The 15117-nt window shown below is 39.4% G+C and carries 12 protein-coding genes; 2 read left to right on the plus strand and 10 right to left on the minus strand.

Annotated features, from left to right (window positions below; translation table 11 throughout):
- Nucleotides 1–43: 43 nt before the first annotated feature.
- The 4 genes from ggt to Q0779_RS18565 all read right to left on the minus strand — a co-directional run bounded on the left by ggt (nucleotide 44) and on the right by Q0779_RS18565 (nucleotide 4742).
- Nucleotides 44–1687 carry a gamma-glutamyltransferase gene (ggt, locus tag Q0779_RS18550; RefSeq protein WP_298774923.1) on the minus strand — a complete coding sequence of 548 codons (1644 nt, stop codon included), beginning with the start codon at nucleotides 1685–1687 and terminating at the stop codon, nucleotides 44–46.
- A gap of 65 nt (nucleotides 1688–1752) precedes the next feature.
- Nucleotides 1753–2121 (minus strand): hypothetical protein, encoded by a 369-nt coding sequence (locus tag Q0779_RS18555; RefSeq protein ID WP_298774925.1) that lies wholly within the window; start codon nucleotides 2119–2121, stop codon nucleotides 1753–1755.
- Nucleotides 2122–2212: 91 nt separating this feature from the next.
- Entirely contained in the window at nucleotides 2213–2782 is a 570-nt protein-coding gene (locus Q0779_RS18560) for a hypothetical protein (RefSeq protein ID WP_298774926.1), read from the minus strand.
- A 382-nt stretch (nucleotides 2783–3164) separates the two neighbouring features.
- Nucleotides 3165–4742, minus strand: a complete 1578-nt coding sequence (locus Q0779_RS18565) for a peptide MFS transporter (protein ID WP_298774927.1) — start codon at nucleotides 4740–4742, stop codon at nucleotides 3165–3167.
- A gap of 224 nt (nucleotides 4743–4966) precedes the next feature.
- Here Q0779_RS18565 and Q0779_RS18570 point away from each other — a divergent pair, with 224 nt between their 5' ends.
- Nucleotides 4967–6592, plus strand: coding sequence for a winged helix-turn-helix domain-containing protein (locus Q0779_RS18570; protein WP_298774929.1), 1626 nt, complete (start codon nucleotides 4967–4969; stop codon nucleotides 6590–6592).
- A 10-nt stretch (nucleotides 6593–6602) separates the two neighbouring features.
- On the opposite strand, the gene Q0779_RS18575 is transcribed toward Q0779_RS18570, so the two are convergent.
- Complete coding sequence (locus tag Q0779_RS18575; RefSeq protein WP_298774930.1) at nucleotides 6603–7640, minus strand: alpha/beta fold hydrolase; 1038 nt, start codon at nucleotides 7638–7640, stop codon at nucleotides 6603–6605.
- Between the two features lie 178 nt (nucleotides 7641–7818).
- Nucleotides 7819–9609 carry a DUF885 family protein gene (locus tag Q0779_RS18580; protein WP_298774931.1) on the minus strand — a complete coding sequence of 597 codons (1791 nt, stop codon included), beginning with the start codon at nucleotides 9607–9609 and terminating at the stop codon, nucleotides 7819–7821.
- Nucleotides 9610–9815: 206 nt separating this feature from the next.
- Between Q0779_RS18580 and add the strand changes: the two genes are divergently transcribed.
- Nucleotides 9816–10814, plus strand: a complete 999-nt coding sequence (gene add, locus Q0779_RS18585; RefSeq protein ID WP_298774933.1) for an adenosine deaminase — start codon at nucleotides 9816–9818, stop codon at nucleotides 10812–10814.
- A 70-nt stretch (nucleotides 10815–10884) separates the two neighbouring features.
- Here the strand turns inward: add and hemN are convergent, their stop codons facing one another.
- The 4 genes from hemN to Q0779_RS18605 form a co-directional block, all read right to left on the minus strand.
- Entirely contained in the window at nucleotides 10885–12243 is a 1359-nt protein-coding gene (gene hemN / locus Q0779_RS18590; protein WP_298774935.1) for an oxygen-independent coproporphyrinogen III oxidase, read from the minus strand.
- 119 nt (nucleotides 12244–12362) lie between these two features.
- On the minus strand, nucleotides 12363–12818 hold the full coding sequence (locus Q0779_RS18595; protein ID WP_298774937.1) for a DUF2489 domain-containing protein: 456 nt from the start codon (nucleotides 12816–12818) through the stop codon (nucleotides 12363–12365).
- 106 nt (nucleotides 12819–12924) lie between these two features.
- Entirely contained in the window at nucleotides 12925–13458 is a 534-nt protein-coding gene (gene yihI, locus Q0779_RS18600) for a Der GTPase-activating protein YihI (protein WP_298774998.1), read from the minus strand.
- An 895-nt stretch (nucleotides 13459–14353) separates the two neighbouring features.
- Nucleotides 14354–14974, minus strand: a complete 621-nt coding sequence (locus Q0779_RS18605) for a c-type cytochrome (RefSeq protein ID WP_298774940.1) — start codon at nucleotides 14972–14974, stop codon at nucleotides 14354–14356.
- Nucleotides 14975–15117: the final 143 nt, after the last annotated feature.

The following is a 15117-nucleotide window of genomic DNA, read 5'->3' on the forward strand; positions in this document are numbered from 1 at the left end:
TGTTTTGCTAATGATAAATAATTCATAAATCCCCTTGTTGAATTTAATATCCTGATGCTTGTCCGTCTTTGCGGCTTTCAGAGGCGCCAAAATAGACTTGTTTGTTATCATCCCATGCAATGGCTTGATAACCCCCATACTCACCGCTCAAATCTTGTATATCATGACCTCGGTCAATTAAGCCTTGTAGTACACTGGCACTGAATCCGCTTTCTAAACTTATACAGCCTCCTTGCGTCATTTTTTTGCCAGTAGGTTGGCTGGTGCCAGCATGTAAGAAACGGGGAGCATCACCGGCTTCTTGAAAGTTCATTTTAAAATCGATGAGATTGAGTAGTATTTGAACTTGCATTTGTGGTTGAACTGGGCCGCCCATCACACCAAAGCTTAGCCAAGGTTTGTTGTGGTGAGTTACAAAGGCGGGGATGATGGTATTAAATGGCCGTTTATTGGGTTGGTATACATTATAATCTTGTGGGTTTAAGCTAAAAAGCTGTCCTCTATTTTGTAGCACAAATCCTAAATTGGTGGGGGTCATGCCAGAGCCCATACCACGATAGTTACTTTGAATTAAGGAGACCATATTGCCTTGATTGTCGGCGGTAGTGAGATAGACAGTGTCACCATGATTTAATGCGCTAAGGTTAAGGCCTGACTCGACTTGTTGGTTAGCTCTATGATGAATGAGTGTATTGCGTTTTTGAGCATAATCTTTTGAAAGCAGTGTTTTAATGGGAATGTGATTAAAATCAGGATCGCAATAGAATTTCGCTCTGTCTTCATAGACGAGCTTTATGGTTTCAATGACTGTGTGTATTAATGTTTCGCTGCCAAAACCCATGTGTGCGATATCATGTTGTTCAAGCATGTTGAGTATTTGCAGTACGGCTATTCCTTGCCCGTTTGGAGGGAGCTGCCACACATCAAAACCGCGATATTGCGTGGAAATGGGGGTTACCCATTCTGAGCTGTGTTGATAGAGATCCTCTTCATTTAAAAAGCCACCATAGTCTTTCATGTAACGGGCAATAATATTGGCTATATCACCACGATAGAAGCCATTTCTGCCATGCTTTGCGATGTGTTTGAGTGTGTCCGCTAAGTGCGGATTTTTAAAAAGTGTCCCTTTCTCAGGGGGAGAACCATTAGGCATATAAATTTGGGCAAAATTTGGAAATCCTTTTAAATGCTTGGCGCTTTGTGTCATTTCAATGCTGATGGTTTCAGTCATTGGAAAACCGTGTTCTGCATAATCAATTGTTGGCTGTAATAATGTGCTCATCGGCATTGAGCCAAATTTTGTATGCATTTCATACCAAGCGTCAACAGTGCCTGGCGTGGAAACAGATAAGGGGCCAAAAGGGGGGATGGCGGTTAACTTCTGATCTATAAAATAGTTAAGGGGTAATGATATGGGTGAGCGGCCTGAACCATTGAGACCAAAAAGTTGTTGTGATTTCGCCTCCCAAATAATGGCAAATAAGTCTCCGCCTATTCCACTGCCAGTGGGTTCAACGAGTCCAAGTAATGCATTGGCGGCAATCGCCGCATCGATGGCATTTCCCCCTTGTTTAAGAATATCGACTGCGACTTGTGTCGCTAAAGGCTGAGATGTGGCAGCTATGCCGTGTTGGGCAATCACTTCAGATCGTGTGGTAAAAGGTTGCCCTGTGAGTCTATCAGCCATCAGTTGTTTTTCTCTTCTGTAAAGCTAATTTGAAAAAGCTTGGAAAGAAACAATAAGCTATTGGGTCACTTCTGTATTGAAGGTTCATCATTTGTTGGTTGGTCAAACTGCTGTGAGTGGAAGTGATGCTGTTTGATGGCTGAACTGATAGGTTTGATGGCTGCATTGACACTGGACAGGTTTAATAAGAATGAGAAAACAAAGACGCCTAACCAACTAATGGCGAGTGTTTTACTTAAGTCGCTATAGCCTTTTTGAAGTGTGAACCAAGCAAAAATAAGGGGTAATAGAAAAATAGCTAAGGCCAGTGCGGGTGTCATTGTCTTATTAGGGCGAGTTGTTTGAAGTGTTTGTTGAGTTCTTGGAGAAAGACAGTGAGGACAGAGACTTAATGAGGAGTGAAAATGTTTTTGGCAGTGGTGGCAAATTGGCATGGGCATCATCCTTGAGCGTTAAACCATGATTGAGTGCCTTTTTGAGACTCTATTTTTTGTGGAGGGCGAGTATTAAAGGCTTTGTTAGTTATTATTTTAGACGAAATTGAGATAATGAGTTAGATTGATGTGTCTTTGAATAGACAGCCAGTAAATCTAAGCTTTTGGCGATAGCGTATTGCGTTTCTTGAATAAACATTATTTTTAATTTTTTTATCTTGTTAACGTGTTCTTGGGTGATGACTAACCCGTTTGAGTGCCGATAGGCTAATAAAGCAAGGTATTTGGTCCCTTGGTGTTGTTTTTCTTGGATACGCAGTTTGTCATCATTTTTCATAAATGGAGAGGCTTGTTTATAGATGTGTTGATATTGAGCGTAGATCTTGATGACATGAATATAATCAATATTTCTTGTTAACGTCCGAATATTCATTGAGTCAAGGTAAATGTCATGCAGCTGTTGATGTTGTTGATAGGCGCTGATGCTGGCGCGATTATTCAGGCACTTGGTTATAATGAGCTGGACTCGTGTGTTCAATTTATTGTTCAAAGAGGCGTGATAAAGAAAAAGAAGCCCCAAGCTTACGATAATACTCGTCATACAAGATGAAATGATAATGAGTTCATTGACATTAAAAGGTAGGTAAAATTCATCCTGCATTCGCGATCCCTAATTTATGCTTTGATATATCTCTGGGTGCCATCCCTGTTGTCATAGAAATTAGGCAATGATGGCGTTATTGATATTAATGACTTGTCTTTGATGTTCGCCTGTATTTGACCATACCTGCGATAGACTAAAGCGACATGAATGTTAAATACTGTAGCTATAATGTTACTTTAGTTGTTGTCTTGTTTGTTACCTTTTTTATGTTGTATGAAGCACAGGTATAGACAAGTCAATGAAAGTGTAAAGCTGTTTTAACAGTAAAAATAACGAAGGAGTCGATGAGATAACTAATTGATAAGTAGTTCTGTATTCGCTACGCACTTATTAAGAAGTGACATAGCGAATCGTCATGTTTTTTCATTGCTGCTTTGAGTTAATCAATATCCCCCATCCAATGTTTAATCAATGGCGTGAGCAGTAAGGTGACAGCTGCGCCGATAAAAGCAATCCACATAATATCGGTATAGAGTGAGGTGAACATTTGATGTTGAGTCAATGTTGCAGTTGTCCCTTCGACTAACCTTGTTGTTTGTGTTGCGATGTCGCCAGCACTGCCGGCTAAAAAGGCGGCAATGTACTCGGCGATAGCGGATCCTAAAAACCACAGTCCCATCATGAGTCCTGCCATTTTGGGCGTGGATAATTTGGTGATCATGGATAAACCAATGGGAGAAATACACAGTTCACCGAGAGTATGGAGGAAATAGGCAATGATTAACCAAATCATTGCGACGGGATCGTGTTGATGAGAAAAATACAGGCCTAAAAGGAGTGCGGCGAATCCAAGGCCAACTAAGAAAAGCCCAATGGCGAACTTGGCTGGGGTACTGGGCGCTTTATTGTGCTCATTGAGAGTCAGCCAAAGTTTAGAAAATACGGGCGCCATTAATATGATAAAAATGGCATTTAAGGATTGAAACATGGGAGAAGGGATGTCTATTCCCAGTAATGTTCTATCGGTGATCCTTTCGGCAAATAAGTTCATTGAACTGCCGGATTGCAAAAAACATAAGAAGAACACGGTTGACATCATGATAAGACTCAAAGCGGCGTAGAGGTGCCTTTTTACCGATTGTGATTTTTCGTATAGGCAGTAAATGATGAGTCCTAAACTGGCAATAATCAATGTGAAACCTAATAAAGAACCCACTATTTGATGATTGCTGACACAAAGTGAAATGAAGGTGATGAGAGCGAATGCTGCAAGGTAAACGAGATGAGTGACTTTTACCTTACCTAGGCGTTGCGGTTTTATTTTTTTGGGCGTTGTTTTATTTTCAGAAGCCTTGGTGAGATGGCGCTGATTAAGGATGAAAATACATAGCCCGATGAGCATACCAATACCCGCGAGTCCAAAGCCATAATGCCAGCCATATTGGCGACCCACATAACCACAAATAATTGCGGCAAGTGCGGCGCCAAGATTGATGCCCATATAAAATAGCGTGAAGCCTGCATCTTTTCTTGGATCATTGGTTGAGTAGAGTTGGCCCACAATAGTGGAAATATTCGGTTTTAAAAAACCAATACCGACAATAATAAATGACAAGGAGACATAAAAGGCTGTTAATCCTGTACTCTCAACTTTTATGCCTGCGTCATTGATATAGGCTAGAGTGCCTTCAAAGGCCATGCCTAAATGGCCAAAACATAACAGGACTCCACCAAAAATGACGGCTTTTTTATAGCCTAAATACCTATCGGCAATGAGTCCACCGAGTAATGGTAGAGCGTAAACAAGGGCAAAAAAATTACCAAAGATCTGAGTGGCTTCTTTATCACTAAAGAGGAAGTGTTCAGTTAAATAGAAAATGAGTAATGCTTTTAATCCATAAAAGCTAAATCGTTCCCACATTTCAGTGAAAAAGCAGACATATAAACCTCTAGGATGTCGGACTATGGAATGTGTTGTATCGGAATGTGTGGCAATAGTAATGCTGTTATTGATCATAATGCTTTTTGTGTTTTTTAGGGTGTGTTTAACATTAACCTGTTTAATAATTTGCACTTGAAGTTTGCGTGAAAATAGGGGGAAGATAAGGTGAAAATAAGTGAAACAGATTGTTTTACTAAGTAAAAAAGGTAAAGTATAAGTAATGCATAAGGTAAAGGAATAGGCTTATTGATACTCAATATACATTTGGTGACTTAGTACTTAACACACAATTGGGCACCTTGGTTCGAGAAGATCAGGGTGAAATTCTGTTACCTAAATTGAGTTATCAATTACTGTGTGTGTTATGTGATGCTGCGCCCGCTATTGTGAGTCAAGATACGTTAATGAAGTGCGTATGGCCAAATATTATTGTCAGTGATGAAACGTTAAAACAGCGAGTTAAATTGCTGAGAAAATCGTTAAATGACAGTGCCAGTTCACCTATCTATATTGAAGTTGTTCGAGGTCGAGGTTATCGAATTTTACCTGAAGTTGTGGCTCAAATTATTGATGTCGAAAATCATCTTGATAAACGGCAAATATTACCAAAGGACAATAGACCCGTAAAAAGGCTTAACAAAGATGATGAACAGCTTTCTGCTACGGCCAGCGTATTGGCTTATTGGCGAATGATGTTATTGGTGCTCAGCATGAGTCTCTTACCCTTAGTGGGTTTATTTGTTTGGTACATTGTTGAGCGCAATGATAATGCTGATATTCAGGCATTTGTGGAACCTTTAAAGCCTGCTCCTGCAGTGAAGAAGAAAGAAGTCCGTTTTTCTGATCAATTATACCAAAAAGCCCTTATTTATTATCATCGATATCGAGAAGAAGATAACCGTCATGCCATCGATTTATTTCATTCTGCGATCGAGTTAGATGAGGACTTGGCCCCCGCCTATGCTGGATTGTCAGATGCTTATAGCCAAGGGGTATTTCAGTTCAATGGTCCTGTACAGTGGCAAAAGAAAGCGGTAGAAGCGGCTTATAAGGCGATTGCACTGGATCCTGATTTAGCCGCAGGTTATAAAGCGTTAGGCTTGGCTTATTATAATAAAGGCTGGCTTGCCAAAGCGGTTATGGCGAATTTAAAAGCCCTGCGTAAGGAAGGGAATTTTAATGAAGCTATGTCTAATTTGGGGTTTATTTATCGCGAAATGGGTTTACTTGCACAGGCTTTTCATTGGACGGGGAAAGCCCTTGAAATTGAGCCTAATAACAGTGTGAGTATGGTACACCAAGCCTTGAACTTTATGGCATTAAGTCAATTTGTTGAGTCTAAGCGCTGGTTAGATAAGTCTTTGTTATTACAGCCTGATTCTGTTTTTGCTAATGATGCTTTAGGGCTGTGGTATTTACAACAAGGTCAATTTGAAGCGGCTAAAATGCATTATTTAAAACAGCTCTCGCTTTTGCCTCAGCAGTGGCAATTTCGTTTAGGTTTAGCCCAAAGTTATGTTTATTTAAACCAGTTTTCTGCTATTCAGGGAGTCATTAAGCCTTTGAACATTCCAGAAAATACCCAAATACAAGATAAGGTGCAATTATTGGTTCTTCTGGCTGAAAATCAGCAAGAGGTTGGTCATAATCAAGCACTGATTGCGCGTATTAAACACAGGTTAGAGCGAGGCTCAGACAGAGCCGAGGACAGTTTTCATTTAGCAGTGATTTATGCGGAACAAAAAGACAGTTCAAACTGTTATCGTTATCTCATTCAGGCGATAAACCAAGGTTGGCTATTTTATACTTTGACGCTAAATCATCCTAGCTTTCAGTTTATACATGAAGAAAAAGGCTTTGTGCAGTTATTGAATGAAATGAAAGAGCAGCAAGCATTTGCTGCTTTAGAAAAGAAAGTCCTGTAATAGGCTAATCTTAAGATAATGGAGTATGTTGTTCGAAAAAATCAAGGATACTATTGAGGGCTAAGTTTCTTGGCGTATCTTTTTCCATTAACACCTCATGCCTTGCATCGGGAATGGAAATGAGTTGGCTTTGTTGATGTGCAGAGCTCCTACAGACCTTTGATAATATGCCGGCAGCTCGGTTTTGAGAGCGGTTATCAACGATTGTGTCTCTTCCTGCTTGAACAATTAATAAAGGAGCTGGAGGTGTTTGTGCTGCCAAAACGGCTTCTTCTGCGGCATCAATTGCTTCAATTAACCAATGGTTAGTTGGAGAGCCGAGTTGTATTTGTGGCATGGCTTGATAACACTGTAAAGTGGCTTCATAACGTTCTAGGCAGTGCGTGAGTTGGTTTTTATTAAATGAACCTGCTTCATAATTTTTACCACCTAAAATATAGTTTGGCTCTCGCCGCTTACAGCGATTATCCAATTTTTCGGCTAACCAACGAATAAATGGGCGACTGATAGGTAATTTTATACCATACATGGGGGCGACAAAGGCTGCTGCATTGAAAGTATTGGGTTTTTGCTGCATATACAGTGTCCCAATGGTACTGCCCATCGAGTGGCCAAGAAGAAACAATGTATTGTGCTGTTGGGGTAATATAACTTGATCAATAAAGAGGCTGAAGTCATTAATATAAGTCGAAAATTTATCAATATGTCCTTGATGAGGATTCAAGGTTAGGCGGCTGGATAGTCCTTGACCCCGATGATCGATGGCATAAACACTATATCCTTGCTGATATAAATCAAATATTAATTCCTTATATTTCAAATAGGATTCGATTCTGCCATTACTGATCACGATAGCGCGTGTAGTATCAGGGTGCTTGATAAAACAGTAAGCGATATGCAATTTATTGGTTGTCAGTAAGCTTGACTGAGTCACTTGCTGCCAAAATACTTGTAATTCTTGGCGATTAATTTGGGCTGCTGAAGAAAATGTTCTCACATGGTCAGCACTGGGCTCAGCTTTGGGGTCGCGAGGAGCAATTCTGGGCATGATGGATAACGTAATTGAGTATGCTTAGCGCAGTGTAACAAAGATCAGGATGACTTGTATTCATTAAATTCACTCAAATTAAGGTATCATCATGCCTAAACTGTGAAATGGCTAACGTATTTTGTGGCAATACAAATGTGTCCCAGTCTATCTGGAAAGAGGACTGGGACACGATACGTTAGAGTGATTGTATTTGTTGTTCCGCTTGAATAAAGTCTTGTATGTTTTGCTCTAATATTGTCATAGGCACTGAACCATTGGCTAGAATAGCATCATGAAAACGCCGTAAATTAAAGTGAGCTCCCAATGCGATTTCAGCTTGTTGACGCAGTTTTTTAATGGTGAGTTCGCCTATTTTGTAAGAAAGCGCCTGGCCTGGCCAAGTAATATAGCGGTCTATTTCTGTGGTGACATTGTGTAATGACAAGGCGGTATTGCTTGCCATAAAATCGATGGCTTGCTTTCGACTCCAATTCTTTGCATGTATGCCAGTGTCAACAACCAGGCGTGCGGCTCGCCACATTTCATAAGTGAGCCTGCCAAAATTACTATAAGGATCTTGGTAAAAACCGGCTTCTAATCCTAAGTATTCGGCGTATAGCCCCCAGCCTTCTCCAAATGCAGAAATGTAACTATAGCGGCGAAAGTTAGGGAGCTGAGTTAATGATTGATTGAGGGAGATTTGTAGATGATGACCGGGCACAGCTTCATGTAATGTTAAGGCTTCCAGTTCATAGAGTGGGCGTTTATTGAGGGCATAGGTATTGATCCAATAATAACCGGGTTCATCGTCACTATTGCTGCCTAAATATCGACCTGTGGTGTATTTGGGGGCGATTTCTGCAGGAACAGCTGCTATACCGTAAGGAGTCGAGGGTAATTGGGTGAAATATTGTGGCAGTATTGCATCGGCTTTTTTGGCAATGAAAGCCGCTTCTTTTAATAATGCTTTCGAGCTGGTGGCATAAAACTGTGGATCGTTACGTAAGAAATGTAAAAAATCGGCAAAATTGCCTTTAAAGGCAAGATCTTCAATAACGGTTTGCATTTCTGCACGAATACGTTTGACTTCGTTTAATCCTAAGGTGTGTACTTCATCGGCGCTGATATCACGTGTTGTATAGTAGCGGACTCTATTTTCATAAAATGCCTTGCCATTGGGTAGCGCTGAGGCGGCAAGATTGATACGGGCTTTGGGAATATAATCTTGCGTCATGAAGTGATAAAAAGCTTGATATGCAGGAATAACACTTTGCTGGATAAGTTGTTTTCCTTCTTGTTTGAAGGCGATTTTTTGTTTCTCAGTAAAATGCTGAGGAAAAGTATTAAATGGCGTGAAATAGCCGCTGTCATTTACCGGAACAATAAAGGCACTGATACTGTCTTCAAATCCGTTGAGCGTAATTTTGGGTAAGGTTATGCCTTCTTTTACTCCTTGTTGTAACCAAAAGGTTTGCTGCTGAAAGTAGCGAGGGAGCATTTTGAGTTGATGAAGATAACTTTTATAGTCTTGTTCGTTGATAAAGCGTCGATGGCTAATACGGGCTATGTCGCTATGAAATCCTCCTTCTGCGGTTAAAGGAAGGTAATGCATTTTAAAGTGATAACGATCGATAGCATCTTGCAGTTGACTGGCAAGGATCTGTTTGTTGATTTGTTGCGATCGTGATAACGCAGTATCGGGGATCTGAGTCAGTTGATCGAGTAATTTTTGTTGCTGTTGATTACGTGTTAACAGTAACTGGGGAGAAAGATCGGGCAGTTTTACTGTGGCGGTGTTATCTAATCGATAGGCGAGATCGGGATCGCTTTGTAGTGTTAATTGCCATGCTTGTTCTACAATATTAGAGAGTGCTAAATTTGAAGCCATTTTCTCTTCTATTTCTATAATATTATTTGTATGTAATGAGTTTAATTGACAAGCACTTAAACTGAAAATAAAGAAGGGAGTCAGTAGCAATCGATGCATTTTAATCGCTCAGATTTATTTCTATTGTGTGGCTATTATGCGCGATGTTAAATGTAAATAATATTCGCTTATTTAATTTTTAATGTTAATTGGTTAAAAAGATCTCGAGAAAGCCAGAAACACAGGTGTAAGCCGTGATATCATTGCGCTCAGCTCAATACCAATTTAAAAGATGCTTGGTTGAGTGGTAGACATAGGGGTTAAAAATGATCGATACATCTATTCCACTGGTGGATCTCCACCGACACCTAGACGGTAATGTTAGGGTGGAGACAATCTGGGATTTGGGACACCAGCATAATATCGCCTTACCGGCGAATTCATTGGACGAACTAGCACCATTTGTACAAATACAAGGTAAAGAAAACGATTTAGTCGCTTTTTTAAGAAAGTTAGATTGGATGGTTGCAGTATTAGCCGATTTGGACGCTGTAAAGCGTGTTGCCTATGAAAATGTTGCCGATGCAGCATTGTCCGGTTTGGATTATACGGAACTGCGTTTTAGCCCTTATTATATGGCGTTAAGTCATAAATTACCGCTGGAAGGTGTTGTAGAAGCATTGATTGATGGTGTGAGATCGGGCGTAAAAGATCATCAAGTGAAAGTGAATTTAATCGGTATTATGTCACGTTCATATGGCCAAGAAGCTTGCCAGCAAGAATTAGATGCATTATTGACACAGAAGCAGCATTTAGTGGCGATGGATATTGCAGGTGATGAATTAGGTTTCCCTGGCGATTTATTCACAACGCATTTTAAAAAAGCACGTGATGCGGGTTTAGCTATTACGGCTCATGCGGGTGAAGCTGCGGGCGCTCAGAGTATTTGGCAAGCGATAGAGTCTTTAGGCGCTACGCGTATTGGTCACGGTGTTAATGCCATTGAAGATGCTAAGCTTATGGATTATTTAGCGAAGAATAAAATAGGCATTGAATCTTGCCCGACCAGTAATTTACATACTTCGACTGTGGCGAATTACCAAGTTCATCCATTACGCAAATTCATGGAAGCGGGTGTGTTAATTGGATTAAATACGGATGATCCTGGCGTGAGTGCGATTGATATTAAACATGAATATCAAGCTGTTCACAAAGAAATGGGCTTTAGCGCAGCAGAGTTAGCGCAATTACAACGCAATGGTGTTGAAATGGCTTTCTTATCAGATAGTGAGCGTCAAGCCTTATATCAATCAAAAATTAAGTAAAAATTTCAGTTTTTGATGACAGAAGAAAACCGGCTAAAGCCGGTTTTTTGTTTTTTTAAGAAGCATTGGGCTAAATGACTCTTGAAAATTGCTGTTGTTTAGCATGTTGGCGCATATAGATATCAAAACACATGCAAATATTACGGATTAATAAACGCCCGGTCGGTAATACTGTGATCGCTTCTGTCGATATTTGAATGAGCTTATCATCAATAAAAGGTTGTAATAAGGTCAAGTCTATTTTGAAATACTCTTTAAAATTGATATTGAATTCATTTTCTATCGCTTGAATATTAAGTGAAAAATGACAAATGAGCTGTTTAATCACTTGGCGTCGAATAATGTCATCTTGGTTTAACTCACATCCTTTCCATAATGCATGTCCTTGGGAGTCAATAGCATCATAATAGTGTTTGATGTCTTTTTGATTCTGCGCATAACATTGCCCAATTTGGCTAATAGAAGACACCCCTAATCCTAGTAAGTCACATTCCGCTTGGGTTGTGTAACCTTGAAAATTTCGATGTAATTTTCCTTGGTCTTGTAACTTAGCCAGTGTATCAGAAGGCTTGGCGAAATGATCCATGCCGATGTATTGATAGCCTGCTTGCGTTAATTGTTCGATGGTTTGCTTCAATATAGTGAGTTTTTGAACGGCGTTTGGTAAATCTTTATCGTATATTTTACGCTGTGCTGCAAACCGTGAAGGTAAATGGGCGTAGTTGAATACAGATAATCTATCTGGGTTTAGTTCGATAATTTTTTTTATCGTTTTGGAGAAACTGTCTGCAGTTTGATGAGGTAGTCCATAAATGAGATCGACATTGGTTGAGCTAAAGCCCATTTTCTTTGCTGTGTTAATCAGATCGAAGATAAAGCTTTCATCTTGTTCACGGTTGACGGCTCGTTGCACTTTTTGATTAAAATCTTGAACACCAATCGATAACCGATTAAAGCCCACTTTTTTTAAGGTATGTAAAATTGATAGCTCAATTTCTCGTGGATCGACTTCAATTGAAAACTCGCCTTCTTTGGCAATTTTAAAGTGCGCATTGAGTAAGGTAAATAAAGTTTCGATTTGGTTTGGGGTTAAAAATGTGGGGGTGCCACCGCCTAAATGTATTTGTGTGACTTGATAGCTTGAAAATAACGGGGCGCGTTTGATGATCTCATTTTTTAGGTAAGCTAAATATTGATCGGCTTTATGTTGATGACGCGTAATTATTTTGTTGCAGCCGCAGTAGTAGCAAAGTTTGGCGCAAAAAGGAATATGAATATATAAGGATAAAGTGTTACTGCTGCTTTTGGCTATTGCATCGAGTAAATGTGATTCATTGAATGTTTCATTGAATTCCAGCGCTGTCGGGTAGGAAGTATAACGAGGTCCACTGTGGTTGTATTTTTCGATCATGGATTGATCCCAGCGCATAAAAGCATACTCTTAACGTTAATAAATGTGTAAAGAGTATGCCAGTAGACGGTAAAGCGGATCTTGATCTAGATTATGAAAGTGGCATTTAATGTTTTAATAGGCAGTAGAATATCGAGTTAGCCTTGATACTGACTTAAGCGTTTAGCTTCGTCTAAAATCGCCACTGTTAATTTCGATTCTGATCGCATACGCAGATAATCTAATTGCATGCGTTGTTGCTTATGCAAAGATTTTCTTTGCTCTTTAATGGGATGCTCTTTAATAACCTTGTAATGTTCAAAGAGTGAAGGGTAGTCAGCTATGACTTGATCTGTGAGGCCTAAAATATCGAATAGTTTGGCGATTCTGATGACACCTTCTGATACTTCACAGCGATCTTCAAGCATAGCTTGCGCAATATAACGAATATTGTCGAGTAATTTATCTAGCCGTTCTTTTACTGTTTTTTCTTGCTCTTTTTTGGCTTGTATAGCCTGTTGCTTTTGTTGTTTAACTTTGAGTAACAAGTAAATGGCATAGGCAGATAATGCCGTGATAATGAGTAAACCTAAGATAATAAAAATGGTGTACATTGAATGTCCTCACTCAGTGTAAAGTATGGGCATCGATTGGGGCCTTCTACTCATAATGCCGACATACGGTATGTTGGCATTATATATAAATACAATGAGCTAAAGATTAATCTTTTTGCTGATATTCTTTAAGTAAATCGGCACCCGATTCAAATTGGTCAAATAAATCGTCATCGGTCGATTTGACTTTAGGTGCTGGCATTTCTTCTTCATCAGTAATGCCGAGTTTGTCCATGAGTTGTTCAACTTTGGTCAGTTGCTGATTAAGCCACTTTTGATCGTCAGCGGTTAAATTTTTCCCTTCTTCTAGCATATCCAATAAGCTATTCAACCTAGGATCTTCTTCTAGTTTTAACAATGCATCTTCATCACTAAGCTTAGGTGATTTGACTTTTTTAGGGGTTGGTTTTTCCGTCTTCAATTCGAGTTGTATCGGTTTTTTACTACCATGACGGGGATCCATATTTTTTTGTTGATTACCGCTGGCATGCGTTTGGATCATGCTTTCATTGTGCCGGCTACCGGATTTATTACCTGAGTCTTGCTTCTTGCCCGAAAGAACACGTTCTTGTTTTTTGGTTCTTGTTTTTAATTGCGGAGGATTTTGATTGTTTTTACGTGTTTTTTTACTGCGGGACATAGCTTTATCTCGATAACTGAAAAGACTGGGTTTTAGATTGGCGTATTGAAGTGCGCTATAATCCAAGTTAGATCGCGCTTTATACCAGATCTTGATGTTTTTTGCATCACAATGTGAGCGTTTGCTGCAAATAATAGCTTAAAAATGCTTTTTTGACTAAAGCTATTTTTAATATAAAGTAATAAAAAAAGGCGACAGAAGTGCTGTCGCCTTATAAAAGAGTGTCAATTGACACTTAATTTTGATTCCAAGTATCCTTGCTTGCTATGCAACTTCCCGGTCGGTATCCTTCTTTTTTGAGCCTGCTTTCCTTGCATTTTTATTGTTATTAGTCATCACTGACATTTATTACTTTTCCATTATCATCCTGATTATCGCTTCCGTAGAAGAGCTTCGTGCTCAATCAGTATCCTTTATCGCCTATCTATGACGCCTAAGTAACCATCCATATCAGTAAAATTTAAATCAGAACAACAAGTTACCATTTTTATTATCCTTACAACTCAAAGGGTGCAGGCTATGGTTTATGCTAGACTGTTAGGTAAAGTTAAATGCTAAAGTGCCAATAGGTATCCTACCTAGTTCTTCACCGTAATGGTTTGACCAGAACTCCAAAGTAAAGTTATTTCATCTTAAGATGAATGGCCTAAATATATTATTATTATTATTGAGTTTCTTATTCTTATATCTTAAATGTAACATACCGACATCTGAAAGTTATTCTTAACTATTTTTTTACTAACAGTTGGGTTTGTCTCGGTATGTAGAGTATTAAACCTAAATCTAATATTCATGTCAATAAATAATCTAAATCAGTTTACGTTAAGGTAAGATATTTAGAGTGGAAAAGGCAGCTAGGCTGCCTTTTGTTAAATTTAACTTGTTATTGTTAAATTTACTTAAGGTCTGAAATATATTGAGATAACGCTTCAATATCGGTATCGTTCAGCTTCTTCGACGTTGCTTGCATCATACCATTTAGATCATTGTTACGATTTGTATCTTTGAATTTATTTAATTGAATTTTGATATAATTGGCGTGCTGGCCGCCAATCATTGGGAACCCTGCAAGCCCCATACCTTTACCACTTGGACCGTGACAGGCAATACACGCCGTGATCCCACGCGTTGCGTCACCCACTTTATATAAGGTTTCTCCGAGTTCCGGTATATTATTCACGTCGATAGGTTGTTGAACTTGGCTTGCATAGAAGGCTGATAAATCTTCGATATCTTGATCGCTTAAGGCAAAGCTCATGCCGCCCATAATAGGGTCGACGCGACCTTCTTTACCGCCTGTTTTCATTGCACTTCGAAAATCAGTTAATTGTTTTTCTAAATAGGAGGCGTGTTGCCCTGCAATTTTTGGGTACATGTCTATCATGCTATTGCCGTCAACACCGTGGCAAGCAGAACAAACAATGGCTTTCGTTTTTCCGGCTTCGGCATTACCTTCAGCTATAGCAGGAGAAGAGATAGTGGCTAATGCAGACAGCACAATTGCTAACTTTTTCATGGCGTTCCAACTTCTTATTAAAATATTTGTCCTGAGCTTACTGGGATGACCCGTAAGCATGATAAAATAGTCTTTATGTAATCGGGGTAATATTTTACACGAAAATGTAAAAATGTAAGCAATTCTTCGATATTTAAACAGTA

Origin of the sequence: uncultured Shewanella sp., assembly GCF_947491715.1 — a bacterium.
Taxonomy (GTDB): Bacteria; Pseudomonadota; Gammaproteobacteria; order Enterobacterales; family Shewanellaceae; genus Shewanella.